Below are 26,441 nucleotides of genomic sequence, written 5' to 3'. Positions count from 1 at the left end.
TCTTCCGCTGGGCCACCCGCTACAACACCCGCCGCAGGCACTCCCGCCTCGGCCAACTCTCACCGATCAACTACGAGAAACCACCGGTAGCCTGACCGCTACCGCCTGAAATCGGTGTCCACATTTCAGGGGGAAGCCCCTGATGACGTTCTACCTGTCACGGGCACGGGCCGAGCAGCATCTCGAACGCGACGACGTCACTGAGGCCGTTGCCGCCCGCCTAGAACGGCAACAGTGCTTGACCCGGCCAGACGCCCTGTGGGGTTTCATCCTCGAAGAAGACGTGCTGTGGTACAGGTCTGGGCCCGCCGACACTCATCGAGAGCAGTTACAGCACCTCATCGAGGTGAGCGGTTCTGACCGGCAGAACGTTCTCCTCGGGATCATCCCGCGCGACGTCGACCGGCGGGGCGTTATCCCCGGCGAGGCGTTCATCATGGACGACGACAGGCTTGTCACTGTCGAGCTGATCAGTGGATACCTGCGCCTGACCATGCCGGACGAGATCCGCATGTACGGCGAAGCCTGGGACCGGCTGCTGTCCATCGCCGTGCACGGCGACCAGGCCCGTGCGCTGATCCACAGGCCGCTGCAAGCGCTCGGGTGAAGGACCTTGGGCTCACACCGTGAACTCGTCGTGCGGCGTCGCACGCTCCCAGACCTGCTCGAACGCGGCGACGACCTGGGCGACGTGGCAGGGATCGGAGGTGTATTCGTACCCCGGCACGTGCTCGCCGTCTCCGTCATTGAAGTTGTAGAGCACCACCCGCTGATCGAACATCCACAGGTCGGCGCCGGGCAGCATGAGATCGAACGCCTTCCGCCGGGGCAGCCATCGCACGTCCTCGCCGGCCTTGAGGTTGACGTCGGTGACCAGGTGCAGCCAGCGGGTGTAGTCGCTGACCGGCTCGGACACGACACGGGCTCGGCGAACCCGCACGCCGCGGCCGACAGCGTCTTGGACCACCGCGACCCAGGAACTGCGGTCGGTGCGCCCATCGCCCCCGGCCATCCAGTCAGCGAAGCCCGGCGACGGCTTGTAGAGGTCGCGCATCTCCAGGTGGACCGCGGAGCGCGTCGCCCTGGCGAGCAGGTTCCTGACGGTCGGTTCGCCGTGTCGATCACGAGCCATGATCGGCACTCTGGCCTGGGCTGACCGCGTCAGCGGGGTGGGGGTTGGATCTTGCCTATGCCCAGGGTGTTGCCGGCGGGCATGAGGCCCGTCTCCAGGACCTTGATCAGGATCGGCATGGTCAGGTCGGTCAGGCGTCCGCGCTTCTGCGGGCCCAGCGCCCGCCAGGGCTCGTAGGCGAGGTCGTCGGTGGTGCGCTCGATGGAGTCGCGCAGTTCGTGGCCCTTGCCGGTGGCCGTGCCCTCGGCGGTGACCAGGCCGCGGGACGCGAGGCGGTCGCGGGCGGCGGTCCATTCGGCGTCCGTCCAGCCGCGGCTCCCGAACGTCTCGACGGGGGCCGCGCCGACCGCGGCGAACGACACCAGGGCCTCGGTCGGGTCGAGGCCGGCGGTGAGGAGCGCGGCGACGTGGCCGTCGCCGCGGTGCTCGCGGAGGATGCCGATGGCGTGCCAGAGCGCCAGGTGCGGCTCGTCCGGCCAGGGGAGGGCGGCGTTGGCCGCGGCGATCGGACGGCCCGCGGTGTTCGCGGACGCGGCGGCGCTGCGCGCCAGCTCGGCGGCCTCGGCCAGCTCCGGGGACGCGACGTCGTCGCCGAGCAAGGCTCGGTACATGCGGTCAACGGCGCGGGTCCGGGCCTCCAGGACGCGCTCGGGCGCCGCGATCGTCCAGGCGGACGGGACGTGCTCGGCCACCATGCGGGGGCTGAAGCTGTAGAACGCCGCGGACACCAGTTCGGCGGGCGCGGCGCCGAGGGGCGCGGCGCGCCAGGCGAAGTAGCTGGGCCATCGGGTGTCCACCTTGTAGCCGAGATCCCCTGCTTCGGTGACCGCCTCGGGCGCGTACCAGAAGAGGGCGTGCAGGGGTTCGAGCTGGTGCCACATCTGCCGTGCGATGCCCGGGTCGTCGGTCATGCGCCCAGCCTTTCATGATCGCCTCCCTGCCCTCTCAGGTGCGTGGCGGGCACGTCCAGCCGGTGCCCGCCGGTCGTCATCGCCGTGCCGAGGCCGGAGACTTCGGTAGCCAGAGGTGTCTCCCGGTGGACGGCGCCCCCAACCCCCGTCCACCAGGCGAGAAACGCTGTCGAAACGGAGGGTGACAGGGAGAGGGCGTCCGGCGATTCGGGCCGGATCACGGAGAATATGGGCGTTTTGCGCGCCCGGATGAGGAGCGATGTGAGCATTCGACGACGCCGGGTTTACTTTTGTCATAATCCCGGGATGAGGCGTTAAGTCATACCGTAGGCTCCGCCACAAGCTGGACCGGAAGGCGGCCGTCCCGCCGAGCGCGTCCCGGAAAGGTCAAGATCAAGACGCCCAGTGCGTTGCCCGATCACTTGTCGTAGGTGAATGATTGCGATGCGCTTCCGATCCTCAGTGTGGTGATGCAGTGACTCTCGGTACGACCGCCCTCGCCCTCCGCGTCCGCCCGCGGCGGTGCGTCACGCCGGACACCGGGTCGTGACCGCCGGCATGGAGCGGCTCGGCGATCCGCTCGTCTTCCCCGCCGACCCGGGCGAGGGCCGCCGCGCGCGGCGCGCGATCCGCGAGCTGGCCGCCAAGGCGATCCCCGAGGGCACGCTGCTGGACGACGTCGAGCTGATGGGCGCCGAGGCCATCGCGAACGCCATCCTGCACGGGTCCGGGCTCATCCGGGCGGCGGTGTCCACCGACGGGCGGCGGCTGCGCGTGGAGGTGGGCGACGACGGTCCCGCGCCGGGCGACCTGCAAGGCCGGCGCCGCGTCGACCACGGGCGCGGCCTGACCGTCATCGACGCCCTGGCCGACGAGTGGGAACTGGACCAGACGCCCCGCCGCACCCTGCTGTGGTTCGAGGTCGACACCACCGCCGACGTGACCGCCGACGCCGCCCGCTGAGCCGACAGGCCGGGTCGTCGTCGGCCATTCGGCGAGGCGCTTGTCAAGATCCTTGCAACTGGCGGCTCCGCGCGCGCATGACCGACTCCCGCCGCAATGGCTCTGCCGAGGATTCTCACCCCTTCCGAACAAGTCCGCGACCTGCGGTGTTATTGCCAAGGCGCCGAAAACAGCAGGTCAGAGGATTAGGGGCGCCAGCGGGTGCCGTGCGGCGAAAACACGCCGCCACCTGCGGCCGGAGCCTTGCTGGACTTGCGATCTCATACGCTTTCCACAATGGTCGTCTTGCGTGTCTGGGTAGGGTGGGCCGACCATGAGGACAAACAGCGGGGAGATCAACGGCGGACTGCGCGAGCGCAAGAAGGAGGCGACGCGCAAGGCGCTCCACGAGGCCACGATGCGGCTCGCGGTCGAGCATGGATTAGACGAGGTCACCGTGGAGGCGATCGCCGACGCGGCGGGGGTCTCCCGGCGGACGTTCTCCAACTATTTCGCCGGCAAGGAGGACGCGCTCCTCTACGGCGACGAGCAGCGGATACGGGTGCTGATGGAGACGTTCGGCGCCCGTCCGCCCGGGGAGTCCTCGTGGACGGCGCTGCGGGTGTCCTTCCACGCCATCGTCGACGGGGTGGGCGAGGCCGATCTGCGGTGGGCGGCGCAGGCGCGCCTCGCCCGCGTCCACTCGTCCGTCCAGGCGCGGCAGCTCGCCCGCTACGCCACGTTCGAGCTCACCCTCGCCGAGCTCATCGCCGCCCGGGACGGCCTCCCGCCCGGCGGCGCCCGCTCCCGCGCGATGGCCGGCGCGTTCATGGCCGCCCTCCGGATCGCCGCGCACGTGTGGAGCGACGAGCGGTCCCCGCGCACGCTGGGGGAGATAGCCGACGAGCTCCTGGACGAGCTGGCCACGCCGTTCGAATGACGCCCGGCCGGGCAGTGGCCACGCCGTTCGAGTGACCCCAGCCGGCCGGTCAGGGGCGCGGGATGTTGCGCAGGTTGCTGCGCGCGAGGTCGAGCATCTTCCCGACGCCGCCGGTCAGCACCGTCTTGCCCGCCGCGAGCGCGAAGCCCTTGACCTGCTGCGGCGTGATGTGCGGCGGGATGGACAGGGCGTTCGGGTCGGTGACGACGTCCAGGAGGTAGGGGCCCGGCGAGGCGAGGGCCGTGCCCAGCGCCGCCCGCACGTCGGCGGGACGCTCTACGCGGGCCGACTCGATCCCGGCGGCCTCGGCGATGGCGGCGTAGTCGACGGCCTCGTGGTCGGTCTCGAACGAGGGCAGCCCGTCCACCAGCATCTCCAGCCGGACCATGCCCAGCGACGCGTTGTTGAACACGATGATCTTCACCGGGACGCGGTGCAGCCGGACGGTGAGCAGCTCGCCGAGCAGCATCCCGAGCCCGCCGTCCCCCGACACCGAGATGACCTGGCGTCCGGGCGCCCCGTACTGCGCGCCGATCGCGTGCGGAAGCGCGTTGGCCATGGAGCCGTGCACGAACGAGCCCATGACGCGGCGCCGCCCGTTCGGCGTGATGTAGCGGGCGACCCAGACGTTGCACATGCCGGTGTCCACGGTGAAGATCGCGTCCTCGGCGGCGAGATCGTCCAGGACGCTCGCGACGTACTCCGGATGGATCGGCGTGTGCCGGTCGATGTCGCGCGTGTAGGCGGAGACGACGTTCTCCAGAGCGCGCGCGTGCTGGTGCAGCATGTCGTTCAGGTACGTCTGGTCCCTCTTCTGCTCCACCTTTCCCAGGACGAGCCGGAGCGTCTCCCCGACATCGCCGTGGACGGCGAGGTCAAGCGGCGTGCGGCGGCCCAGCCTGGACGGGTCGTCGTCCACCTGGATGGTGTTCTTGCCGGGCAGGAACGGGTCGTACGGGAAGTCGGTGCCGAGCAGCAGGACCAGATCGGCCGCCTGCATCGCCTCATAGCAGGCGCCGTAGCCGAGCAGGCCGCTCATGCCCACGTCGAACGGGTTGTCGTACTGGATCCACTCCTTGCCGCGCAGGGCGTGCCCGACCGGCGAGAGCACCCGGTGCGCCAGCCGCATCACCTCGGCGTGGGCGTCCCTGACCCCCGAGCCGCAGAACAGCATCACCTTGCGGGCCCGGTTCAGCGCGCCGGCGAGCTGGTCGACCTGGTCGGCGGGCGGACGGACGACGCCCCTCCGCACGAGGAAGTCGTGCTCGCCCGTGGGCCCGGCGGCGTCCCGGCTGGCGGTGTCGCCGGGCAGCGCCAGCACCGCGACGCCGCCGAGCCCGACGGCGTGCTGGATCGCGGTCCGCAGGATCCGCGGCATCTGCGCCGGAGTGCTGATCATCTCGCAGTAGTGGCTGCACTCGGTGAACAGCCGCTCGGGGTGCGTCTCCTGGAAGTAGCCGCTGCCGATCTGCGTGCTCGGGATCTGCGAGGCCAGCGCCAGCACCGGCGCCCCCGACCGGTGCGCGTCGTACAGGCCCTGGATCAGGTGGGTGTTGCCGGGCCCGCAGCTTCCCGCGCACACCGCGAGCCGTCCGGTGGTCTGCGCCTCGGCCGCCGCGGCGAACGCCCCCGCCTCCTCGTTGCGGACGTGCACCCACTCGATGCCGCCCGTCCGGCGCACGGCGTCCACGACCGGGTTGAGGCTGTCGCCCACCACCCCGTAGATCCGCCGCACCCCCGCCTGCCGCAGCACCTCGATGAACTGATCGGCGACCGTCGCCATCGTCCCCCCATGGATCGTCCCCGCCGCAGGTGAGATGCCCCAAGATCGTCCACCTGACACACCGGCCCCGGGCCGCTGCCCCGTGACCGCTGACCGATAATCAATCCATGAACAAAGCCGAGGCGGACCCCGGGACTAGGCTGGTGACCATGGACGGCGAGCGCGAGGACCTGGACTTCTGGTCGTTCGTCGACCTCGCGGGCCGCCGTCTCGCGGACGAGTTCGGGTTCCCGCACCGGCTCGCGACCCGGCTGCTGCTGACCCTCAACCGGGCCTCGGCGATCGTCACCTACGACCTGGAGTCCACGGTGCACCGGCCGCGCGGGCACTCGTGGGCGGGCTTCCGGCTGCTGTTCGTGACCTGGCTCGCCGGGCCGCTGGAGCCGGGCCGGGCCGCCACCCTCGCCGGAATGAGCAGGGCCGCGGTGTCCAATCTGGCCAAGACGCTGGTCGCGGACGGGATGATGGTCCGCACGCCGGGCGAGCACGACGGCCGCTCGGTGATCCTGTCGCTGACCGACCAGGGGCGGCAGGCCATGCTGGAGATCTTCGCCGGGCAGAACGAGCGCGAGCGGCAGTGGGCGAGCGTGCTGACCGAGACCGAGCAGCACATCCTCATCATGCTGCTGGACAAGCTCATCGCGGGCCGCGGCCAGTTCGACGTCCGCGAACGGAGCTGACACGCCCGGCGGGGCGAACGGGCCTTCCCTCGGCCTGTGAAGGGTCGTAGTGTCGTCCAAAGTAGTACATGCGTTAATCATCTGCGGGAGGCGACGACCATGGCCCACTACCGCCGGGCCGGCGATGTGCCGCCGAAGCGCCATACCCAGCACCGGGACGGCGACGAGCGGCTCTACTTCGAGGAGCTGATGGGCGAGGAGGGATTCTCCTCGGACTCGTCCCTTCTCTACCACCGCGAGATCCCCTCGGCGATCGTCGACTCGCGGGCGTGGGAGATCCCCGACGTCGCGACGACGGCCAACCATCCGCTCAAGCCGCGCCATCTGCGGCTGCACGAGCTGTTCCCCAAGGAGACCTGGGACGAGACGGACGCCGTGACCGGCCGCCGGCTCGTCCTCGGCAACGGAGACGTCCGCCTCTCCTACGTCGTCTCGGCCACGGCGTCGCCGCTGTACCGCAACTCGACCGGCGACGAGATCGTGTACATCGAGTCCGGCTCCGCGACCGTGGAGACGATCTTCGGGACGCTGCGCGCGCGGGAGGGCGACTACATCGTCATCCCCACGGCCACGACCCACCGCTGGCTCCCCACGGGCGACCTTCCGCTGCGCGCCTACGTCATCGAGGCCACCGGGCACGTCGCGCCGCCCAAGCGCTACCTGTCCCGCTACGGCCAGTTCCTGGAGAACGCCCCGTACTGCGAACGCGACCTGCACGGACCGGCCGGCCCGATCCCGGTGAACGGCACCGACGTCGACGTCCTGGTGAAGCACCGCGGCTCCCGGGGCGTCACCGGCACCCGCCTGACCTACGCCCGGCACCCGTTCGACGTGGTCGGCTGGGACGGCTGCCTCTACCCGTACACGTTCAGCGTCCACGACTTCGAGCCCATCACCGGGCGGATCCACCAGCCGCCGCCCGCTCACCAGGTCTTCGAGGGGCACAATTTCGTCGTGTGCAACTTCGTCCCGCGCAAGGTGGACTACCACCCGCTGTCGATCCCGGTGCCCTACTACCACTCCAACGTGGACTCCGACGAGATCATGTTCTACTGCGGCGGCGACTACGCGGCCCGCAAGGGATCGGGGATCGGGCAGGGCTCGGTCTCCGTCCACCCCGGCGGCCTCGCGCACGGCCCGCAGCCCGGCGCGTACGAGCGCAGCATCGGCGCCGAGTTCTTCGACGAGCTGGCCGTCATGGTCGACACGTTCCATCCGCTGGAGCTGGGAGAGGGCGGCCTGGCCTGCGAGGACCCTGGCTACGCCTGGACGTGGGCGAGGCGGGGGCCGCAGGGATGAGCGGCCTGCCCGCGTTCGCCCTGGGCCTCTGCGACGACGCGGCCGTGTTCCCGCCGGGACTCGCGCCGCTCGCCGACGCCGTCCCCGCCCACCGCCGCCACCGCGCCGCCGCCTACGCGGACCTGGTCGGCCCGCTCGTCCTGCCCGTCCCCGCGCTGGACGAGCTGGCGCCGCTGCTGTCCGGCGAGGACGAACTGGACGTCTCGGTCACCGCGCCAGGCGGCCCCGCCCAGGCCGCCGGCGCCCTCGCCGCCGCCACCGGCCTGCCGATCGACCTGCGCGGACTGGAGGTCGCCGTCCCCGCCGGAACGGCCACCGCCGACTTCTTCCGCGCGCTCGACCTCGCCCGCCGGGGCCGCGAGGACGTGCCCGTCTACGTCGAGGTGCCCCGGGACGAACGCCGTCCATCGGTCATCGAGGGCCTCGCGGCCACCGGGCACCGCGCGAAGTTCCGCACCGGAGGCGTGACCGCCGACCTCTACCCGTCTCCGGACGAGCTGGCCGCCGCCGTGCACGCCGCCGTGGGCGCGGACGTGCCGTTCAAGGCCACCGCCGGACTCCACCACCCCGTCCGCAACACCGACCCGGAGACGGGCTTCGACCAGCACGGCTTCCTCAACCTGCTGCTCGCCACGGACGCCGCGCTGGACGGCCGCCCGCCGTCCGACCTCGCCGAGCTGCTGGCCGACCGCGACGCCGCGTCCGTCGCCGCCCGCGTGAGCGAACTGTCCGCCCTCCGCGTCGCCGCCGCGCGCGCCCGCTTCCAGTCCTTCGGAACGTGCAGCATCACCGACCCCCTGACCGAACTCGCGGACCTCGGACTGCTCCCGCCCGCGATCACCAAGGACACCCGATGACCCGGATCGCGATCCCAGAAGACTCCCCGTTCGGCCTCGCCAACCTGCCGTACGGCGTGTTCTCCACCCCCGGCACCGAACCCCGCGTCGGGGTCCGCGCGGCCAACGTCGTCGTGGACCTGGCCGAGGCGCTCGGCGACGACGTCTTCGCCCGTCCGTCCCTGAACGCCTTCATGGAACAGGGCCACGAGCGGTGGGTGGAGGTGCGCGAGCAGGTCCTGGACCTGGTGACCGACGAGGTCCCCGGCTCCGCCGTCCACCCCGTCGGCGCGGTGACGACGCACCTGCCGATCGAGATCGCCGACTACGTGGACTTCTACGCCTCCGAGCACCACGCGTCCAACCTCGGCCGCCTGTTCCGCCCTGACTCCGAGCCCCTGTTGCCGAACTGGAAGCATCTGCCCGTCGGCTACCACGGCCGCGCCGGAACGGTCGTCGTGTCCGGGACGGACATCGTCCGCCCGAGCGGCCAGCGCAAGGCCCCGGACGAGCCGTCCCCCTCCTACGGCCCGTGCCGCCGCCTGGACATCGAGGCCGAGGTCGGCTTCATCGTCGGCACCGGCTCCCCCCTCGGCACCCCCGTGGCCGCCGACGACTTCCACGAGCGCGTCTTCGGCGTCGTCCTGGTCAACGACTGGTCGGCGCGCGACGTCCAGGCATGGGAGTACGTGCCGCTCGGCCCGTTCCTCGGCAAGAGCTTCGCGACCTCGATCTCCCCGTGGGTCGTCCCGCTCCTGGCCCTGGAGGCCGCCCGCGTCCCGACCCCGCCGCAGTCCCCCGAACCCCTCCCGTACCTGCGCGAGACGAACCCGTGGGGCCTCGACATCGACCTCGTCATCGAGTGGAACGGCCAGGTCGTGTCCCGTCCCCCGTACCGGGAGATGTACTGGTCGCCCGCCCAGATGCTCGCGCACCTGACCGCGAACGGCGCCTCGTCCCGCACCGGTGACCTGTTCGCCTCCGGGACGGTCTCGGGCCCCCTCAAGAGCGAGCGCGGCGCGTTCATCGAGCTCACCTGGGGCGGCAAGGAGCCGATCGAGGTGCAGGGCGAGAAGCGCGCCTTCCTGGAGGACGGCGACGAGGTCGTCATCTCCGCCACGGCCCCGGGCCCGTTCGGCACCCGCGTCGGCTTCGGCGAGGTCCGAGGCCGCGTCCTCCCCGCCCGCTGACGCGATTACCCAACGTTCATGGCCCGTAACAGCTACCGTTGAATGGTCGCCGTGGCGTCGCTCACGGCGACAGAAAATTACGGTCAACACCGGTCAATACGGGTGGGCACAATGGCGTCCGACGACATGACGGCCTTCAGCGAGAAGCTGCACGCGCTCGTTACCGCGCGTCTCGGCCTGTCGCAGCGCAGGCTGGCGAACCAGGTCTTCATCAACCCCGGCCACCTCTCTAAGATCATCAATGGCCACAAGCTGCCGTCGCCGGAATTGGCGCAGGCCCTGGACGATGCCGTGGGCGCTGGAGGGGAGCTCGTCGCGCTCTTGCCCGCACGCGAGGCGCGTACCTCGCGCAAGGCCCGTCAGGGCCAATCCACGCCCCCGGCGGGTACCGTGGTTCACGGTCCTACTCCCGAGCGGGGAGGCGACGAAGTGAGACGCCGTGCCGCAATGAAGTTGATCACCGTAGCCAGCGCGGGGGCCGCGATTCCTCCGGGAACTCTGGAAACAACTCTGTCCGGAATCGAGGAAGCGCTGGGCAACCCTCTGGACGTTGCCGGGTGGGAGCGGTTGGTCACCGATTATGATCACCAGCTTCATACCACCCCCGCCGGTGGTCTGATCAGCGATCTGACGTCCGACATCGTCGCCATGAGCGAGGTGTTCAAGCGTCGCCTTCCCCCACTACAGCATGCGGAGCTGCTTCGGGTGAGCGCGGCGCTGTCCGGGCTCCTGGCCATCGAGTTCTGCGATTCGGGCGACCAGCGTGCCGCGCGCATCACGTGGGGTATCGCCATCAGAGCGGCCGACACATCCGGCGATCAGCAGATGCGAGTATGGACGCGAGGACGAGCCGCTCAGGATGCCTTTTTCGCCGGAAGCTCACCCGTGGCAGTGGCGAACCTCGCCAACGAAGCGGAGCACATAGCGGGCGGCACGCCTTCGCCCGGACTCGCGAAAGCCTGTGCCGCACGCCTCTCTCTAGCAGTCCAGCAACGCGACAACACCAAGATCCATGTCGCGCTCGCAGACCTGAGACGAACATGTGACCAGGTACCGGATTCCAACATCAAGCAATCTGTTTTTGGGCACCGGGAGACCCAACGGCTGTGGGAAGAGTCCTACGCCTATGTTCACATCGGGGATAAGCGCGCCGAAGGCACCCTAGCCCAAGCCCGTGCGCTCTATCCCGACAACGCTCTCGCACCTCTATCCAATCTGAAGCTCATGCGCGCGGTGTCCCTGATCAAAGCCCGAGACGTCACCACCGGACTTCAGTTGGCCCTGGACACTCTCCAGACACAGAAACGGAGCAGCGCAGGGGGCCGCATGCTCGCCGGTTCCGTCCTCGGCGCTCTGCCGCTCAAAGCCCGCGCATTGCCCGAAGCCCGCGAAATCCGCGCCCTCGGATTCACCGCCGGAGCCTGAGAGGCGAGAGCTACGTGGGCTTTTGCCCCATATGGAAGGCTTTGACAAACGCACCAAACCCTTGTTCGTCAAGGTTTAGCGATCTTTCGGCCAGGGCATCTCGCTGACGGCCATACGTACCGTCAGGAGCGAATCATGGAAAATCAAGAACTGTACAAACGGGATATCAGCGGCGCCAAGTGGCGCAAGAGCAGCCACAGTCTCATGATCTGCGTCGAGGTCGCCGAGATCGGCGAAGGCGCCATGGCAGTCCGGGATTCCAAGAATCCTGACTTGGGCGCCCTCCGCTTTACCCCGGAAGAGTGGACTGCCTTCCGCGAGGGAATCCGCGCGGGCGAGTTCTGAGCCCTCACGTGCACCAACGGCCGGGTACCGGCAAGCGGCCAGGAGCCGCCTACCGGTACCCGGTCCCCTTCCTCCACGTCAGATTACTAACAGAATTCCGGTTGAACGTGGTCGACCACGAACGGCTAATGAACCTACCCAAGGCAGAGTCGGAGCACACAGAATGCAGCGACTTGTCCCGTCCTGTCTGGAGGGGCGAGAGCACTGTTCTGCGCCGCGTGGAACCGAGCGACTGGGAAGTCGTCTTGGCCCTCGAATCCTCGTCTTCCTACCAGCGCGCCTGGGAGCGTGTCACCGCGCCGCGCTCGCCTGAGAACTGCCAAGAGTGGCTGAAGAAGGAATCGGCAAAGGACCCCCTGGACGACAACTTCCTCCTAGCCATCACCGATCGACGGCACGGCTTCATGGTGGGCTGCATTAATACGAGCCAAGCCGATCCCGTGGCGGGGCGCTTCTATCTGGGTCTGGCGGTCGCCCCAGAGCACCAGCGCAGGGGATACGCCTGGGAAGCCGGACTTCTGGTACTCGGCTACATGTTCGGCGAACGTCGCTACCAGAAAGCACAAGCCTATGTGCACGACTTCAATGAAGCCTCACAAACAGGCATGCTCGCCTTCGGTGCCACTCTGGAAGGTCGCCTGCGACGGCACGACTTCTTCGCCGGCCGATATCACGACAACCTGATCTTCGGCCTCACGGCCGAGGAGTTCTTCGCCGCACACGGAACCCCAGCCTCGCAAGCATCCACCTAAGCCAGGCCCTCACCCACCGCGACCGCGCGCTGACCTTCGCCCCGGGCAGGTCATCAGCACGTGTGCCTGTACGGCGACGCGTCCTCCACCCGCACCTGGCCCGGGGCTGGCCGAAGTCGGCCACCCCTCAACCGCTTCGCGAGCTACGACCGCAATGTCCGCTGCTTACGCGCGCCTCCCCGCGCACGAGTCGACGATCACGATCGGACTGTGCCGGAGTTCTTCCTTCAGGGGGGTTCAGCGTTTACCTGATTGGTTAATACTGAAGGGGGAGCCGCGATTGGAGGTACGGTATGCCGACCCGGACCTGCGCGACCTCTGTGCGTCCGACCGAGCGCTTCGCAAGAAGTACGGCGCCGCTTGCGCCAAGAAGATCGCGATCCGGCTCCGAGCGCTGGACGCGGCTGACAGCCTCAGCGACCTCATGCAGATGCCCGGCCACTGCCACCCGCTCAACGGCGGGTACTACGAGGACTGCTTCGCCTTCCGCCTGCACGCGGGGATGCGCATGGTCTTCCGCTTGATGACAGCTGAGGAGAGAAAGGCCCAGGGCATCCCGGATGACGTGGCCGCGCTGGTCGTTGAGATCATCGACTACCACGAAGGCTGATCAGACAGAGCAACGGAAGGGAGTGAGGGCGATGGCGACCAGCCAGGATCTGTACACGGCCGCAGAGCCGGACTATGCCGTGCCACCGGGCGAGACCATCCGCGAGTTTCTGGACGACCTGGGCATGACCCAGCGGCAATTGGCGGCTCGCCTTGGCCTCACTCCGAAGCACGTCAACCAACTCGTCCAGGGCCTGGTGCCGCTGTCTCCGGACGTAGCGGCCCGCCTGGAGCTGGTCACCGGGCTGTCCGCCCGGATGTGGAACCGCCTGGAGGCCGACTACCAGACCACCGTCACCCGGTTGCGCCAGCGTGATGACCACGCCGAGCTCGCATCCTGGGTGAAGGACGAGATCCCGGTGGGAGAACTGGTCAAGCGCGGCGTCCTCCCGGCAGCGCCCAAGGATGAGAGCAGCCGCATTCAGCAGGTATTGACGTTCTTCGGCGTCGCCCACTTGGAGACCTACCGGGAGCTGTACGAGTCCACCGCCGTGAGCTTCCGGCAGACCAAGGCATTCAAGGCCGAACCCGGTGCGGTCGCCTCTTGGATACGTCTGGGCGAGCTGAAAGCCCAGGATGTGCGTTGTCGGCAGTACACCAAAGCGGGTATCGAGGCCGCGCTGCCACGGCTCCGGCAGCTGACCGTCCAGCCTCCCGAAGTGTTCTTCCGGCTTACCAGGGACATCTGCGCGGCGAACGGAATCGCCGTGGTGGTGGTACCGGAGATCACTGGCGCACGCGCCTGCGGGGCAACGAAGTGGCTGTCACAGGACAAGGCGATGGTGATGCTCAGTGGCCGGTACAAGAAGAACGACCAGCTGTGGTTCACGTTCTTCCACGAGCTGTGCCACGTGATCAGGCATGGCAAAGGCGAGGTGTGGATCGAGGGCGGCCCCGGCAGCGAGGAGCCTCGCGAGCAGGAGGCCGACAGGTTCGCGCGGGATCTCCTGATCCCACCAGCGAAGGCGTCGCGCCTCCCGTCACTCAAGACCTTGGCAGAGGTGGGGCGTTTCGCTGACGAGATCGGTATCGCGCCGGGCATCGTCGTCGGCAGGATGCAACGCGAAGGGCACATGGACTACCAGGTCGGCAACATGCTCAAGGTCGGTATCGACCTCGCGAAGGCCGTCGACTGATCAGCAGCCGGGTCACGGGTGGCTGTCGGGTGGGTGGAGGCTTAGGGCGGCGAGGGCAGCCAGGGGATGAAATGGGTTCACTCTCACCCCCGACCGGTGTGGGTCTTTCAGGAGTTGATCGGGTTGTCCGGTGAGTCGAGCCAGATCGTTTGACCCTCGGGGCTCACGGTGAGACCGAACCTGCTGCGTTCGGGCTGTCCGCAGCCCAACCATGTGAGGTAGGCGCCTTCCACCTCCTCCCAAAGCCGCCGATCACCGGCTTGCCGAACCTCGAAGGTGCCATTGCCGGCCTCGTAGGTTGCAAGCGCCCAAGGACCGCCTGGGCCGCTTCCATCCAGCAGCCAGAAGGCGTCGTCCGTCCTGCGGCCGAGTACCCCGGGCACGAGCGCCGAGATCACTAGATCAGCCTCAGCCGGAGCCCACGCGATGGTACGCGGGTCGAGCTTTGTCCTGGTGGTGGAGTCATGGTCACCGGCTGTCATCCACTCGGAGGCGTCACTGGTCGAGTAGCGCTGCGACCGCATCATCATGTAGTTGGCCCCCGTGGGAAACCGACCGACAGCGGTGCCGTCAGCGAGCACGGCCAGGCGTGCCAGATGCCCCCACCCGAACCAGGGCTGAAACGGTGTAACGATCACCGCGCCGGGCCTGCACTGCTGGAGCCAGACGTGGGGGACCTGCGCGACCGAGCACGTGCTGAGGACCCGATCGAATGGACCACCGGCGGCCGTCACACTCCCGCCATCGCCGACGATGAGATGAGGCGCGAATCCCGCCGCATCCAGGTTGACGGCGGCCTGCTTGGCCAACGCCTCATCCACTTCGACGGAGCTGACATTCTCCTGTCCCACACGATGTGATAGGAGCGCGGCTGTCCAGCCGGTACCGGTGCCGATTTCCAGGACTCGATGATGATCCTCCGGCAACAACTCTCCGAGGGACCAGAAGACCGCGCTTGGAGCCGACAGCGATGAGGTATGGCGCCCCTCACCAGTGGTGTGTTCGCCGGCCCCGTCATCGGTTTGGATGACGATCGCGGCATCGGCATATGCTGCCTGCCACCACTCCTCGGGCCGGGCCTCCCGGTCGATCGGATGGTCCTCACCATCTCCGCCGGACAACCAGCCCCGCGCGGGAACGAACAGGTGCCTTGGTGCTGCGTACAGAGCCTCGTGCCACCGATCGTCAGGCAGGAGATTCTTGGCCGCCATCGCATCGGCCAAGGCCGTGATGCGCGCCTCCTCCACGGCTACTTTCCCCGCTTGCCGGGGCCCTTGCCAGGGTCTGCGGGCGGGATGGGCCGCCCCTTGCCCATCGCGCGCTCTCCTCTCCGCCGCACCTGCCTGGAACCAACGAAAGCACAAGCGCTGAGTTGGAGTCTCCGGGCAGACGAACCTTGCGGGTTGGACCTCAAGGACGCGCAGGGCACTCTCACCTGACCCGCCCGTCGGGTGGGTGGAGGCTTAGGGCGGCGATGGCTGCGCGGGCGTGGTCTGGTTGGGCGCCTTCGGCGACGGCTGTCAGTGCCGCTCGCCAGGCCGCCGCGAGCACCGGACCGAGAAGCGGTATTGCTGGGACGGCGTTCTGGCTGAGCATCTCGGCCAAGCGGTCGTGTTCGGTGCCCGCGGGCGGGTCGCCCAGGATGCGGAGGAAGCCCTCGCGTACGGCGAAATCCAGCCCGACCAGCAACGCCGACGTTACGGCTGCCGAGCGGTCCGACGCTGGTCCCGTGGCCGCCAGTGCGCCTTCCATCCGGTCCAGCAGGCGCCGCTCGACGTCCGTCCGCACGAAGGCGTACAGCCCGAGCTTGCTACCGAAGTGGTGGTAGAGCGCGCCCGTGGTGACCTTTGCCGCCGCCGCCAGCTCGGCGACCGTGACCTCGTCGAAGGGGCGCCCTCCGAACTCCTTGACCGCGGCGAGCACAAGCCTGCCCTTGGGGGAGGTCGACACCGGGATCCACTCGCGCATCCGCCCATAATGGCGTTACGCTCTCCGGGAGTCCAGTTACGCAGCTCGGAAGGATGCACCATGAAACTTGAGTTCCTGTTCGTCCCCACCTCCGACATGAAGGGCTCCCTCGCCCTCTACCGCGACGGCCTCGGCTTCACCGAGACGTGGCGCGAAGGTGACGCGACCGTCGCGCTGGCCATGCCGGGCACCGAGGTCCAGCTCATGCTCGACGCGCACGACGCCGACGCGCCGGTCGGGCCGCTGTTCATCGTCGACAGCGTCAAGGACTTCCACGCCGGCCGCCCGGAGACGCTCGCCGTGGTCGCGGCGCCTTCGGAGATTCCCGGCGGCCGCCTGGCCACCTACAAGGACCCGGGCGGGGCGACCATCTACGTCATGGACCAATCGACAGATCAGAACGCCCAGTAGGAGCGACCGGTGGAGGCCAGGGGCCAAGCTGGGGCCGTTCCCTTGGAGGAGGCCGCCGCTACGAGTTGCGGCCTTCGCCCAGGGGCGCGGGTCATTGGTCAGGAGGCCGCCACCGGGGGCCTTGGGATGAGGCGGAAGGCTATGAAGGCGGGGAGTTCTTCGAGTTTCGCGTGGTCGTCGGGGTAGCGGTCGGCCATTTCGGGGACGGGACGGGGCTCCAGGAGTTCCTCGATGAGGAAGCCGGCCCGGCGGAACTCGTCGCAGGTCACGGTGAGGGGGCGGCGCCATGCGCGGATGGGCCAGTCCGCGTCCGGGCTCAGGGATTCTTCGACGGGTTCGGTCGTGAAGTAGGAGCCGCCCAGCCGGAGCCAGGCCATCATCGGGTGCTCGGTGGACAGGACGACGGCTCCGGCGGGTGTGAGGACTCTGCGGAACTCTTCCAGGAGGGCCACGCGGTCGTCGATGTAGTGCACGGCCAAGGCGAGGACGACCAGGTCCACCGAGCCGTCCGGGACCCAGGTGAGGGGGGCGGACAGGTCGTGCAGGCGGATGTCGGCGCGGCCCCCGGTACGGTCGCGGGCCAGCTCGACGAAGGTCGGGGACGCGTCGCAGCCGAGGACGCGGGCGCCCCGGTCCAGGAACTCGCGGGCGTAGATGCCGGGGCCGCAGGCGGCGTCGAAGACGGTCCGGCCCGCGACGTCGCCCGCCAGGCCGAGGACGGCCGGACGGTCGTAGAAGGCGTTGTGGGCGCTGTCCTCGGCATGGGCCGCGTACTCGCGGGCGAAGCGTTCGTACATGTCCCCGATCGTGCCAGACAAGATCAACTTGGCGGACGACCGGTCTCGGTCAGGTCCTCCGGGACGGACGGGAGGACGGAGGCGAAGTAGTCGCGGGCGGCGGCCGTCGTGCCCACGTCGCGGCCGCTCTTCTCGGACAGGAACCAGCGGTGTTCCAGGACCTCGTGGAAGATCTCGACCTCGTCCAGGCGGTCGCGGAGGCCCTTCGGGATCGCGCGGACGACAGGTTCGTACACCTCGGCGAGCCACCGGTTGGACGCCACCACCTCGGGCACCGGGCCGCCGTTGACGCGCTCCAGGTGCCCCCGGTAACCGGCGATGTCGTTCAGGAGGCGGCGCGCCTGGTTCTCCTGGGCGTCGAGGCCGGTCCTGGCCATCAGGATGCGGCGGTGGTGGCCCGGCTCGGCCACCCGGGTGCGGACGCGGAGCCGCGCGCCGCCCGCGCCCGTGTCGACCAGCTCGACCTCGTCCACGTCGAAGCCCAGGGAGTTGATGCGGCGGAGCCGTTCGGCGATGCGGTAGCGCTGGTCCTCGGGGCGCAGCAGCTCCTCTCGGGTCAGCTCGTCCCAGAGCGCGGTGTAGCGGCGGACGGTGTCGTCGGCGATCTCGATCGGGTCGACGGGCGGCAGCGTCCCGGCGGCCTGGAGGTCGAACAGCTCGCCCGCGATGCGCTCGCGGGCGAGGTCGACGTCGTAGGCGCGCTGCCCCTCCGACAGGGACGGGTGCAGCTCGGCGGTCTCGGCGTCCACGAGGTAGGCGGCGAACGCGCCCGCGTCCATGCGGAACAGGACGTTCGACAGCGAGCAGTCGCCCCACATGAAGCCCGCCAGGTGGAGCCGGACGAGCAACTCCACCAGGGCGTCCTGGAGCCGGTCGGTGGGGTGGCCGTAGCGGGCGTTGGCGAACAGGGCCCGGTACGAGCTGGAGTAGTCGAGGAACCGGGTGACGAGGATCGCGTCAAGCCCGGACGGACGGTCCACGACGACGCCCATCACCTCCACGGCGGGCAGGCCGAGGTCGCGCAGGCGGCGCAGCAGCCGGTACTCGCGGCGGGCGAGCCGCGCGTCCAGCTCCTTCATCGCGTACACGTCCCCGGCCTCGGCCACGAACCGGACCGGATGCCGCGACAGGCCCCGCTGCCTGATCTCCACGAGCCGCTCGTCGTCCCATTCGTCGAGCGGCTCGTCCCAGGGCAGGTCCAGCAGGCCGGACGCTGTCTCGGCGGGCGGGGCGAAGACGAAGTGCATCAGCCGGTGTCCTCCGCCGCGCCGTCGGCAGGGTCGTCGGCCGGGTCGCGCTGGGCGCGGCGCTGGGCGTCGCGCGACTGCTCGGCGACGCGGCCGAGCTGGGCGACGCGGTCCTCGTCACGGGTCAGGTTGTCCCCGGTGGCCGGGTCGAAGATGTGGATCCGCGAGGTGTCGATCCACAGCTCCGCCTCCAGCCCCGGCGTGATCAGGCTGCCGGCGTCCAGCGCGACGACGGCCTGGGTGCGCAGCTGGTCGCTGTCGAGCTCGCGCGACAGCTCGCGGAGCTGCGCGGCGACGTCGGCGGGCGCCTCGTACGGGACGTAGGCGTACTGCTCGTTGCCCAGCCACTCGGTGACGTCGACGCGGGTGCGGACGACGCTGCCGCGCGCCTTCTTCTCCTCGCCGACGAGCGAGGCGTCCTCGAAGTGCTCGGGACGGATGCCGACGAGCACGATGTCCCGGGCGCCGACCGCGGCGGCCTTGCGTTCGTCGCGCAGCTCGAAGCGGCCCAGCGGGGTTTCGAGGAACGCGCCGTCCACGGAGGCGGGCAGGAAGTTCATCGACGGCGAGCCGATGAACCCGGCCACGAACAGGTTGACCGGTTCCTCGTACAGCTCGCGGGGGCTTCCCACCTGCTGCAGGAGGCCCTTGCGCAGCACCGCCACGCGGTCGCCGAGCGTCATCGCCTCCGTCTGGTCGTGCGTGACGTACACGGTGGTGACGCCGAGCCGCCGCTGGAGCCGGGAGATCTCGGTGCGCATCTGCCCGCGCAGCTTCGCGTCCAGGTTGGACAGCGGCTCGTCGAACAGGAACGCGTCGGCCTGCCGGACGATCGCGCGGCCCATCGCGACGCGCTGCCGCTGGCCGCCGGACAGGTTCGCGGGCTTGCGCTCCAGGTGGTCGGTGAGCTCCAGCAGCTCCGCGGTCTCGGTGACGCGGCGCTTCACCTCCTCGTTCGGGAGCTTGGCCAGGCGGAGCGGGAACGCGATGTTCTCGAAGACGGTGAGGTGCGGGTAGAGGGCGTAGTTCTGGAACACCATCGACAGATTCCGCTGCCGAGGTGCGATCTTGTTGACGACCTTCCCGCCGATGAGCATCTCGCCGGAGGTGATGTCCTCCAGGCCGACGATCATGCGCAGCAGGGTGGACTTCCCGCAGCCGGACGGGCCGACCAGGATCATGAACTCGCCGTCCCGCACGTCCAGGGACACCTCGTTCACGGCCGGGAAACCGTCGCCGTACCGCTTGACGATGTTCTTCATGGTGATGGCGGCCATGGTTCTCCTCAGCCCTTGACGGCGCCGGACGTCAGCCCGGCCACGATGCGGCGCTGGAACAGCAGGACGATGACGACGACGGGGACGGTCACGACGACCGCCGCCGCGCAGATGGCGGTGGTGGGCTGCTCGAACTGCGACTCCCCGGTGAAGAACGCCAGCGCCGCCGGGACGGGACGGGCGTTGTCGGTAGAGGTCAGCGAGATGCCGAAGACGAAGTCGTTCCAGCAGAAGAAGAAGGTGAGGATCGCGGCGGTGAACACGCCCGGCGCGGCCAGCGGCACGATCACCTTGCGGAACGCCTGCCAGGTGGTGGCGCCGTCGACCTGCGCCGCCTGCTCCATCTCCCACGGGATCTCGCGGAAGAACGCCGACAGCGTCCAGATCGCGAGCGGCAGCGCGAACGAGATGTAGGGGATGATCAGCCCCGGCCACGTGTCGTACAGGCCGATCTTGCGCCAGAGGTCGAACAGCGGGCCGACCAGCGACACGACCGGGAACATCGCGATGGCCAGGGCGAACGACAGGATCGCCTTCTTGCCGGGGAACTCCAGGCGGGCGATCGCGTACGCGACGAGCGTCGCGAACACCACCCCGACGACCGTCGCGATGAGCGAGATGCCGATCGAGTTGATCAACGCGGCGGTGAACAGGTCGGTCTCGAAGACCGTCCGGTAGTTCTCCCAGGTCCAGGTCTTCGGGAAGAATCCCTTCTGGTTGCCGATCTCGCCGGGCTGCTTGAACGACAGCATCACGATCCACAGGATCGGGAAGGCCGTCCAGACGAGGATGAGCAGGGACGCGACGATCCACAGCCATTTGGAACGTGCCGACTCCATCACCGATCACCTCGCACTTGCGACAGGTCCACCCGGAAGCCCCGGATGAACACGACAGCGATGAGCACCACGGACAGGAACAGCAGCACCCCGACGGCGTCCCCGAGCCCGATCGCGGTCCGGGTGATCGTCTGCCGGTAGGTGAGGAACGACAGCGTCTCCGTCTTCTCCTGGCCGAGGGTCATGATGAAGACGTTGTCGAAGATCCGCCACGCGTCCAGGGTGCGGAACAGCACCGCGACGAGGATGGCGGCCTTCATGTTGGGGATCGTCACCCGGCGCAGCCGCTGCCACGCCGTCGCGCCGTCCACCGTCGCGGCCTCGCCGAGGTCGCGCGGCACCTGCGCCAGCCCGGCCAGGAGCAGCAGCGACACGAACGGCGTCGTCTTCCAGATCTCCGACAGGATGATCACGAAGAGCGCGGACCAGCGGCCGGAGAACCAGGCGTGGTCGCCGAGGCCGAACCAGGAGTTCACGAACCCCGACTGGAGGTCGAAGGCGTACCGCCAGGCGAACGCCGAGATCACGGTGACGATCCCGTACGGCAGCAGGATCGCGGTGCGGACGGTCCGCCGGGCGAACAGCGCCCGGTGCATCACCATCGCCAGCCCGAACCCGATGACCAGCTCCACGGCCACCGTGATGAACGTGACGAGGAACGTGGTGAGGACGTCCTGCCAGAACAGCGAGTCGGACAGCGCCGTCCCGTAGTTGGCGAGGCCGACGAAGCGGCGGTCGTCGGGGGCGGTGAGCCGGTAGCTGAACAGCGACAGGTACAGCGCGTTGATCAGCGGGTACGCGGTCACCAGCAGCATCACGATCACGGCGGGGGCCGACAGGATCAGCCCGAGGCGGCGTTCGGAGCGGCTCCGGTCGGAGATCTCCGCGCGCCCGGCCCGGCGCCCGGCGGTCGGGGCGGTTTCCACTGCGGTCATCATCCGTCCCTTCAGAGCAGCGCCTGGTCGCGCAGGACCTGGCGGATGAACGAGTCGGACCGGCCGGGCGTCGAGTTCGGGTTCACCGACGCGGGCGGATGCCACCGGCTCTGCACGGCGCCGGAGACGTCGGTGTAGTACGGCGTGATCGGACGGGTCGCCGCGGCGTTGATGGAGTCGCGGATGAGCCCGGCCATCGGGAACTCCTTCTTGACCTCCGGGTCGTCGAAGACCTCGGCGCGGGCCGCCGGGTTGCCCGAGTCGAGCATGTAGAACTTCATGTTCTCGGTGGAGGTGATGCACTTCACCGCCTCCACGGCGAAGGTGTTCTTGTACTTGCCGTACGCGCCGATGCCGAGCTCGATGCCGCCGAAGGGGGGCTTGCTGTCCTGGCCCGGGTTGACCTTCGGATACCGGGCCCAGCCGAGGTCGGACGGGATGTCGCGGGGGATGACGCCGTCCTTGGCGTCGCCGTTCTCGGCCCGCCAGATGTAGCCCCAGTTGACCATGAAGCCGCCGCGCGGGCCGTTCAGCAGCGACCGGGCCTGCTCCTCGATGTCGGTGGACAGCGTGGGGCTGGCCGCCCTGGACCGGGCCAGCTTCGAGATGATCGTCGCGGCCTGCCGTCCGGCGGGGGAGTCGATGTCGATGCTGGCGTCGTCGCCCCGCTCGGCGTCGCTGATGACCCGTCCGCCCGCGGACGCGAGGAGGGCGTTGATCCACACCATGTAGCCCTCGTACTTGTTGCCCTGCACCCCCACGGTCGTGTTGGTGCGCAGGGCCGCGTCGATGAGCTTGTCCCAGGTGAAGTCGGGCGCGTTCGGATCGATGCCCGCCTTCTGCGCCGCGGACTTGCGGTACCAGAGCAGCTGCGTGTTCGCCCAGAAGGGCGCCGCGTACAGCTTGCCCTCCCACGTGGAGTTCTGGACGGCGGGCGGGAACACGCCCTGCGTGAACTGGGCGGCCTCACCGGCCGGGAAGGGGCGCAGGAACCCGGCGTTGGCGGCCTCGGCGACGAACACCGGGTCCAGGCTCATGATGTCGAGCCCGGAGTCCTTGGCGGCCAGCCGCCGGACGAGCTGCTCGCGCTGCTGCGTCGCGTCGTTCGGCAGCACCGATGTCGTGATCTTGTATCGCCCGCCGGCCGCCTTTGTGCAGGCCGCGGCGAGCTTGACCTGGCCGCCGCTGTCGGGGTTGATGTACCAGCGGAGCGTCGGTTTACCGCCGCCCCCGGAGCACGCGGCCAGCCCACCGGCCAGCAACACCAGCGCGACGGCGGCCCGGACCGTGCCGGGCGGACCGCCCCGGCTCCGCGGCCGCCTGCCCGGCCGTCCGCCGCTCCGTCCGCCCGCTCGCCCCCGTCTGACCGCCTGGCCCCGTCTCCGGCCCTGCGGCCTGCCCCTCGCTCGTCCGGCTTGCTCGCCTTTCTCGCCTTTCTCGGCTCTCTCGGCTTGCTCGCCTTGCTTGGCTTGTTCGACTCGTCCGACTCGCTCGACCATCGGGCCTCCCGAAGCCTCCCACCACGCGCGGGCGCTTCGCCGGGCCGCAATCATGGCGGGACCGATCTCCATTCGAGCACCGGACCCAGGGCCTGTCGAGGTCCAATCCCTGGTCGGTGAGGGGAACACAACCCACAGGACACACAAGTCACACCTGGGGCTACACATGCAAGAAGGCGCGGAAGGCTCGCGAGCCCCGACCGACCCGCGAGCCTCCCACGCCTTCGCCTATGGTGCGGCGTGGGCGCGGCGCCGCCTCAGTAACCGCCGCCCGACCCGTAGCCGCCCGACCCGTAGCCGCCGTCGCCACCGCCGTCGCCGCCACCACCGGCGGCGGCCTTGGCTTTCTTGCCCTCGGGCGTGGAGGCCCACCAGATCCCGCCGACGCCCTGGCCCTCGGTGTCGCCGGGCTGGTCGTCCTTGGCGTAGTAGTACAGCGGCCAGCCGTTGACGGTCAGCTGGCACTCGCCGTCGTCCTTGCGCTCGATGAAGTTGACGAGCTTTTTGTCGACGCCCTCCAGCTTGAGGCGCTTCCACCCGTTGAAGACGGCCGGCGGCCACGCCTTCTTGCACGCGCCGAAGCAGGTGGAGTTCGGCGGCTTGGGGGTGTCCTTGTCGAAGCGGTAGAGCGTGCGGCCCTTCCCGTCCGTAAGGATCTGGCCGAGCTTCGGGTCCTGCTTGGCCTTGACGACCGTCCAGCCCTTCCAGCGGTTGCCCGCCGGCGGCGCCGCCTTCCTCGGCGGGGCCGCGAGGGCGCCCGCCTTCTTGCCCGTCGGCGCCGCGGCGTACCAGGTGCCCCCCACGCCCTGGCCCTTCACGTCGCCGGGGCTCTGGTCCTTGGCGAACCGGTAGAGCGGCCACCCGCCGAGCGTGACCTGCCACTTGCCGTCCGGCCGCTTGACCTTGCCGACCAGCGACTGCTGGACGCCCTTGACCTCGGGGTTCTCGGCGCCGGCCCACACCGGCGGCCACGCCTTGGCGCAGGCGTCCATACAGGTGGACGCGGGCGGCCGGGCGGTGTCGTTGTCGAAGCGGTAGAGCGTGCGGCCCTGCCCGTCGGTGACGACCTTGCCGAGCTTGGTGACGCTGGCGACCTCCAGCGTCGTCGGCTCGGCGGCCGGTGCCGAGGGCTCGGACGAGGTGTCGGGCTCCGCCTTGGCACCGGCGGCGGCGTTCTGCTGCTTCCCGGCACTCTCCTGCCCGCACGCGGTGAGCACCAGCCCGGTCGCGGTAAGGGCGGCCGCGGCGGGGATCGCCCAACGTGGGAATTCCATGTCGTGTCCTCCAGTCGATCTGAGTCCCGGCTCCGGTCCAGGTCGCTCACGTTCGATCGAGGCGGAGCGGCCGCACCGCTCTCCCGGATCGTGGAGCAGTACGGTGACGGCGCGGAGCGGGTTCAACCGGGCGGAACGGCCTCCGGTACCGGGGAACCTTCCGGGCCTGGGCGGGGTCTGATCCACACATGCAGATCAACCGCCGAACGGTCGCGAGGTAAGAAGTGGGCAGCCGTGCACATGAGCCCGCGGACATGGGCCTCCCTGGACCTGTCAGCCTGAGCAAGGAGCCGCCCGCCACCGCTCTGGCCGCAGCCACCGGTGCGGCCGAAGCCGCCGCTCCGGCCGGGCCGGCGTGGATCGTCATCCCGGTGCGGGTGGTGGCGCTGGTCGTCCTTGTCCCGGTGCGTCTCGTCCACGACCTGGCCGTGCTGGCCGGACGGGGCCTGCGCGCCCTGATGCGGATCCCGGTCGGGCTGGTCCGGCTGATCGGCTCCGGGCTGGCCTGGCTGTTCGGCGTCCTGCTCGTGCTGCTGTCCCCGGTGGGCCGGTTCTTCGCCGCGCTCGGACGCGGGATCGCGCGGGTGCTCGGGTTCGTCCTGCTCCGTCCGCTCCTCGTCCTCGGCCGCGGTCTGGCCTGGCTCGGGAGGGGCGTGCTCCTGCTGTTCAAGGGCATCGGGCTGCTGTTCAGGGGCATCGGGCTGGGGTTCGGCCAGCTGCTCACCGTGCTCGTGGTGACGCCCGCCGTGCTGCTGTGGCACTACGTCCTGCGGCCGCCGCTGCGGATCGTGTGGCGGTACGTCCTCTCCCCCATCTGCCAGGGCGTCGCCGGGACGTGGCGTCTCGCGGGCCGCTTCCTGCGCTGGCTGTGGCTCGTCCTTGTCGTCGTCCCGGCCCGGTGGGGCGGACGGGCGGGACGCGTCCTCATCGTCGAACCGGCCAGGTGGGTTCGGACGAGCGTCCTGCGGCCCATCGGGAACGCCGTCCGGAACATGTGGCGGGTGTACGTCCGCGACCCCTACCGCTCCGCCCGCCGGACGATGCGCGAGACGAGCCGCGAGGTCCGTCTCACCCTCCGCCGGACCTTCCGCGGCCGCTGACCGGCACGGCTGGGATACTGGCGTGCGATGTATCGACTCTTGTTCTCACTGGTCATCAGCCGGGTCTCCGCGGAGACCGTCCACCACCTGACGCTGCGGGCGCTGCGGGCGATCCAGGCCGTGCCGGGCGCGGCGTCGCTGCTGCGGCGCCTGCTCGTCCCGCGTGACCCGGCGCTGGCCGTCCGGGCGCTCGGGCTGGACTTCCCGAGCCCGCTCGGGCTCGCCGCGGGCTTCGACAAGGACGCCGTGGCCTATGACGCGCTCGGCGCGTTCGGGTTCGGCCATGTCGAGATCGGCACCGTGACCGGCCGCCCGCAGCCCGGCAACCCGCGGCCGCGGCTGTTCCGGCTGGTCGCCGACCGGGCGGTCGTCAACCGGATGGGCTTCAACAACCAGGGGTCGGAGGCCGCGGCGGGGCGGCTGCGCGGCCGCGGCGCGGGCACGATCGTCGGCGTCAACATCGGCAAGACCAAGGCCGTCCCGGAGGGCGAGGCCGCCGCCGACTACGTGGCGAGCACCGAGCGCCTCGCGCCCCACGCCGACTACCTCGTCGTCAACGTCAGCAGCCCCAACACCCCCGGCCTGCGCGACCTCCAGGCCGTCGAGCACCTGCGCCCGCTGCTGACGGCCGTCCGGGAGGCGGCCGACCGGTCCGGCCCCCGCCGCGTCCCCCTGCTCGTCAAGATCGCGCCGGACCTGGCGGACGACGACGTCGACGCGGTCGCCGACCTCGCCCTGGAACTCGGGCTGGACGGCATCATCGCGACCAACACCACCATCGCGCGGGACGGCCTGCGCAGCGCTCCCGACCTGGTCAAGGAGACCGGCGGGCTGTCGGGCGCCCCGCTGAAGGAACGCTCGACCGAGGTGCTGCGCCGCCTGCGCGACCGCACCGGCGGCCGCCTCGTGCTCGTCTCGGTCGGCGGCGTCGAGACCGCCGACGACGCCTGGGAGCGCATCCGGGCGGGCGCGACCCTCGTCCAGGGCTACACCGGGATGGTCTACGGCGGCCCGTTCTGGGCGCGCCGCGTCCAGCGCGGCCTGTCCCGCCGCCTGCGCGAGAGCACGTTCCCCACCATCGAGGCCGCCCGGCACTGACCCGGCCTTGCCCGCT

27 protein-coding genes are annotated in these 26,441 nt (G+C 69.7%); 15 read left to right on the top strand and 12 right to left on the bottom strand.

Annotated features, from left to right (window positions below; genetic code table 11):
• Nucleotides 1-142 precede the first annotated feature (142 nt).
• The gene (locus tag E1298_RS11270) at nt 143-607 is read left to right on the top strand and encodes a Scr1 family TA system antitoxin-like transcriptional regulator (protein WP_131892088.1); all 465 of its coding nucleotides are present in this window, start codon (nt 143-145) and stop codon (nt 605-607) included.
• 12 nt (nt 608-619) lie between these two features.
• Here E1298_RS11270 and E1298_RS11265 read toward each other — a convergent pair whose 3' ends face one another.
• On the bottom strand, nt 620-1,132 hold the full coding sequence (locus E1298_RS11265) for a DUF6879 family protein (RefSeq protein ID WP_131892086.1): 513 nt from the start codon (nt 1,130-1,132) through the stop codon (nt 620-622).
• Between the two features lie 29 nt (nt 1,133-1,161).
• Entirely contained in the window at nt 1,162-2,043 is an 882-nt protein-coding gene (locus tag E1298_RS11260; RefSeq protein ID WP_131892084.1) for an SCO6745 family protein, read from the bottom strand.
• Between the two features lie 546 nt (nt 2,044-2,589).
• Here E1298_RS11260 and E1298_RS11255 point away from each other — a divergent pair.
• Nucleotides 2,590-3,006 (top strand): ATP-binding protein, encoded by a 417-nt coding sequence (locus tag E1298_RS11255; protein WP_243725512.1) that lies wholly within the window; start codon nt 2,590-2,592, stop codon nt 3,004-3,006.
• Nucleotides 3,007-3,319: 313 nt separating this feature from the next.
• Nucleotides 3,320-3,925 (top strand): TetR/AcrR family transcriptional regulator, encoded by a 606-nt coding sequence (locus E1298_RS11250; RefSeq protein WP_131892082.1) that lies wholly within the window; start codon nt 3,320-3,322, stop codon nt 3,923-3,925.
• Nucleotides 3,926-3,974: 49 nt separating this feature from the next.
• Here E1298_RS11250 and E1298_RS11245 read toward each other — a convergent pair whose 3' ends face one another.
• Complete coding sequence (locus E1298_RS11245; RefSeq protein WP_131892080.1) at nt 3,975-5,708, bottom strand: pyruvate dehydrogenase; 1,734 nt, start codon at nt 5,706-5,708, stop codon at nt 3,975-3,977.
• 107 nt (nt 5,709-5,815) lie between these two features.
• Between E1298_RS11245 and E1298_RS11240 the strand changes: the two genes are divergently transcribed.
• The 9 genes from E1298_RS11240 (at nt 5,816) to E1298_RS11200 (ending at nt 13,980) form a co-directional block, all read left to right on the top strand.
• Nucleotides 5,816-6,388, top strand: coding sequence for a MarR family winged helix-turn-helix transcriptional regulator (locus E1298_RS11240; protein ID WP_243725511.1), 573 nt, complete (start codon nt 5,816-5,818; stop codon nt 6,386-6,388).
• A gap of 99 nt (nt 6,389-6,487) precedes the next feature.
• A complete protein-coding gene (locus E1298_RS11235; protein ID WP_131892078.1) occupies nt 6,488-7,687 on the top strand; it encodes a homogentisate 1,2-dioxygenase in 1,200 nt (399 codons plus the stop codon).
• On the top strand, nt 7,684-8,544 hold the full coding sequence (locus E1298_RS11230) for a hypothetical protein (protein WP_131892076.1): 861 nt from the start codon (nt 7,684-7,686) through the stop codon (nt 8,542-8,544). Before E1298_RS11235 ends, E1298_RS11230 begins: the two co-directional genes overlap by 4 nt.
• The gene (fahA, locus tag E1298_RS11225) at nt 8,541-9,713 is read left to right on the top strand and encodes a fumarylacetoacetase (protein WP_131892074.1); all 1,173 of its coding nucleotides are present in this window, start codon (nt 8,541-8,543) and stop codon (nt 9,711-9,713) included. Before E1298_RS11230 ends, fahA begins: the two co-directional genes overlap by 4 nt.
• Before the next feature lie 111 nt (nt 9,714-9,824).
• Nucleotides 9,825-11,138 (top strand): helix-turn-helix domain-containing protein, encoded by a 1,314-nt coding sequence (locus E1298_RS11220; protein ID WP_243725510.1) that lies wholly within the window; start codon nt 9,825-9,827, stop codon nt 11,136-11,138.
• Nucleotides 11,139-11,273: 135 nt separating this feature from the next.
• Complete coding sequence (locus E1298_RS11215; RefSeq protein WP_131892072.1) at nt 11,274-11,483, top strand: DUF397 domain-containing protein; 210 nt, start codon at nt 11,274-11,276, stop codon at nt 11,481-11,483.
• Between the two features lie 218 nt (nt 11,484-11,701).
• The gene (locus tag E1298_RS11210) at nt 11,702-12,235 is read left to right on the top strand and encodes a GNAT family N-acetyltransferase (protein ID WP_165975415.1); all 534 of its coding nucleotides are present in this window, start codon (nt 11,702-11,704) and stop codon (nt 12,233-12,235) included.
• Nucleotides 12,236-12,515: 280 nt separating this feature from the next.
• Nucleotides 12,516-12,845 (top strand): type II toxin-antitoxin system RelE/ParE family toxin, encoded by a 330-nt coding sequence (locus E1298_RS11205; RefSeq protein ID WP_131892068.1) that lies wholly within the window; start codon nt 12,516-12,518, stop codon nt 12,843-12,845.
• 31 nt (nt 12,846-12,876) lie between these two features.
• On the top strand, nt 12,877-13,980 hold the full coding sequence (locus E1298_RS11200; RefSeq protein WP_165975414.1) for a HigA family addiction module antitoxin: 1,104 nt from the start codon (nt 12,877-12,879) through the stop codon (nt 13,978-13,980).
• 107 nt (nt 13,981-14,087) lie between these two features.
• On the opposite strand, the gene E1298_RS11195 is transcribed toward E1298_RS11200, so the two are convergent.
• Complete coding sequence (locus E1298_RS11195; protein WP_131892064.1) at nt 14,088-15,227, bottom strand: methyltransferase domain-containing protein; 1,140 nt, start codon at nt 15,225-15,227, stop codon at nt 14,088-14,090.
• A 184-nt stretch (nt 15,228-15,411) separates the two neighbouring features.
• Nucleotides 15,412-15,948 (bottom strand): TetR/AcrR family transcriptional regulator, encoded by a 537-nt coding sequence (locus tag E1298_RS11190; protein WP_131892062.1) that lies wholly within the window; start codon nt 15,946-15,948, stop codon nt 15,412-15,414.
• Nucleotides 15,949-16,008: 60 nt separating this feature from the next.
• Between E1298_RS11190 and E1298_RS11185 the strand changes: the two genes are divergently transcribed.
• The gene (locus E1298_RS11185) at nt 16,009-16,359 is read left to right on the top strand and encodes a VOC family protein (protein ID WP_131892060.1); all 351 of its coding nucleotides are present in this window, start codon (nt 16,009-16,011) and stop codon (nt 16,357-16,359) included.
• 98 nt (nt 16,360-16,457) lie between these two features.
• On the opposite strand, the gene E1298_RS11180 is transcribed toward E1298_RS11185, so the two are convergent.
• From E1298_RS11180 to E1298_RS11150, 7 genes are all read right to left on the bottom strand, one after another.
• The gene (locus tag E1298_RS11180) at nt 16,458-17,156 is read right to left on the bottom strand and encodes a class I SAM-dependent methyltransferase (RefSeq protein ID WP_131892058.1); all 699 of its coding nucleotides are present in this window, start codon (nt 17,154-17,156) and stop codon (nt 16,458-16,460) included.
• Between the two features lie 23 nt (nt 17,157-17,179).
• On the bottom strand, nt 17,180-18,403 hold the full coding sequence (locus E1298_RS11175; RefSeq protein WP_131892056.1) for a DUF4032 domain-containing protein: 1,224 nt from the start codon (nt 18,401-18,403) through the stop codon (nt 17,180-17,182).
• Nucleotides 18,403-19,680 carry an ABC transporter ATP-binding protein gene (locus tag E1298_RS11170; protein ID WP_131892054.1) on the bottom strand — a complete coding sequence of 426 codons (1,278 nt, stop codon included), beginning with the start codon at nt 19,678-19,680 and terminating at the stop codon, nt 18,403-18,405. The genes E1298_RS11175 and E1298_RS11170 overlap by 1 nt, the downstream gene beginning before the upstream one ends.
• A gap of 8 nt (nt 19,681-19,688) precedes the next feature.
• On the bottom strand, nt 19,689-20,519 hold the full coding sequence (locus tag E1298_RS11165) for a carbohydrate ABC transporter permease (protein ID WP_131892052.1): 831 nt from the start codon (nt 20,517-20,519) through the stop codon (nt 19,689-19,691).
• Complete coding sequence (locus tag E1298_RS11160; protein WP_207944562.1) at nt 20,519-21,445, bottom strand: carbohydrate ABC transporter permease; 927 nt, start codon at nt 21,443-21,445, stop codon at nt 20,519-20,521. Before E1298_RS11160 ends, E1298_RS11165 begins: the two co-directional genes overlap by 1 nt.
• 20 nt (nt 21,446-21,465) lie before the next feature.
• The gene (locus E1298_RS11155) at nt 21,466-22,719 is read right to left on the bottom strand and encodes an extracellular solute-binding protein (protein WP_207944561.1); all 1,254 of its coding nucleotides are present in this window, start codon (nt 22,717-22,719) and stop codon (nt 21,466-21,468) included.
• Nucleotides 22,720-23,210: 491 nt separating this feature from the next.
• A complete protein-coding gene (locus tag E1298_RS11150; protein ID WP_131892046.1) occupies nt 23,211-24,227 on the bottom strand; it encodes a hypothetical protein in 1,017 nt (338 codons plus the stop codon).
• A gap of 254 nt (nt 24,228-24,481) precedes the next feature.
• Between E1298_RS11150 and E1298_RS11145 the strand changes: the two genes are divergently transcribed.
• Nucleotides 24,482-25,327, top strand: coding sequence for a hypothetical protein (locus E1298_RS11145; protein ID WP_131892044.1), 846 nt, complete (start codon nt 24,482-24,484; stop codon nt 25,325-25,327).
• A 27-nt stretch (nt 25,328-25,354) separates the two neighbouring features.
• On the top strand, nt 25,355-26,425 hold the full coding sequence (locus tag E1298_RS11140; protein WP_131892042.1) for a quinone-dependent dihydroorotate dehydrogenase: 1,071 nt from the start codon (nt 25,355-25,357) through the stop codon (nt 26,423-26,425).
• Nucleotides 26,426-26,441 lie beyond the last annotated feature (16 nt).

This window comes from Actinomadura rubrisoli (genome assembly GCF_004349215.1).
Lineage (GTDB): Bacteria > Actinomycetota > Actinomycetes > Streptosporangiales > Streptosporangiaceae > Spirillospora > Spirillospora rubrisoli.
This window is presented reverse-complemented; position numbering and strand designations above follow the sequence as displayed.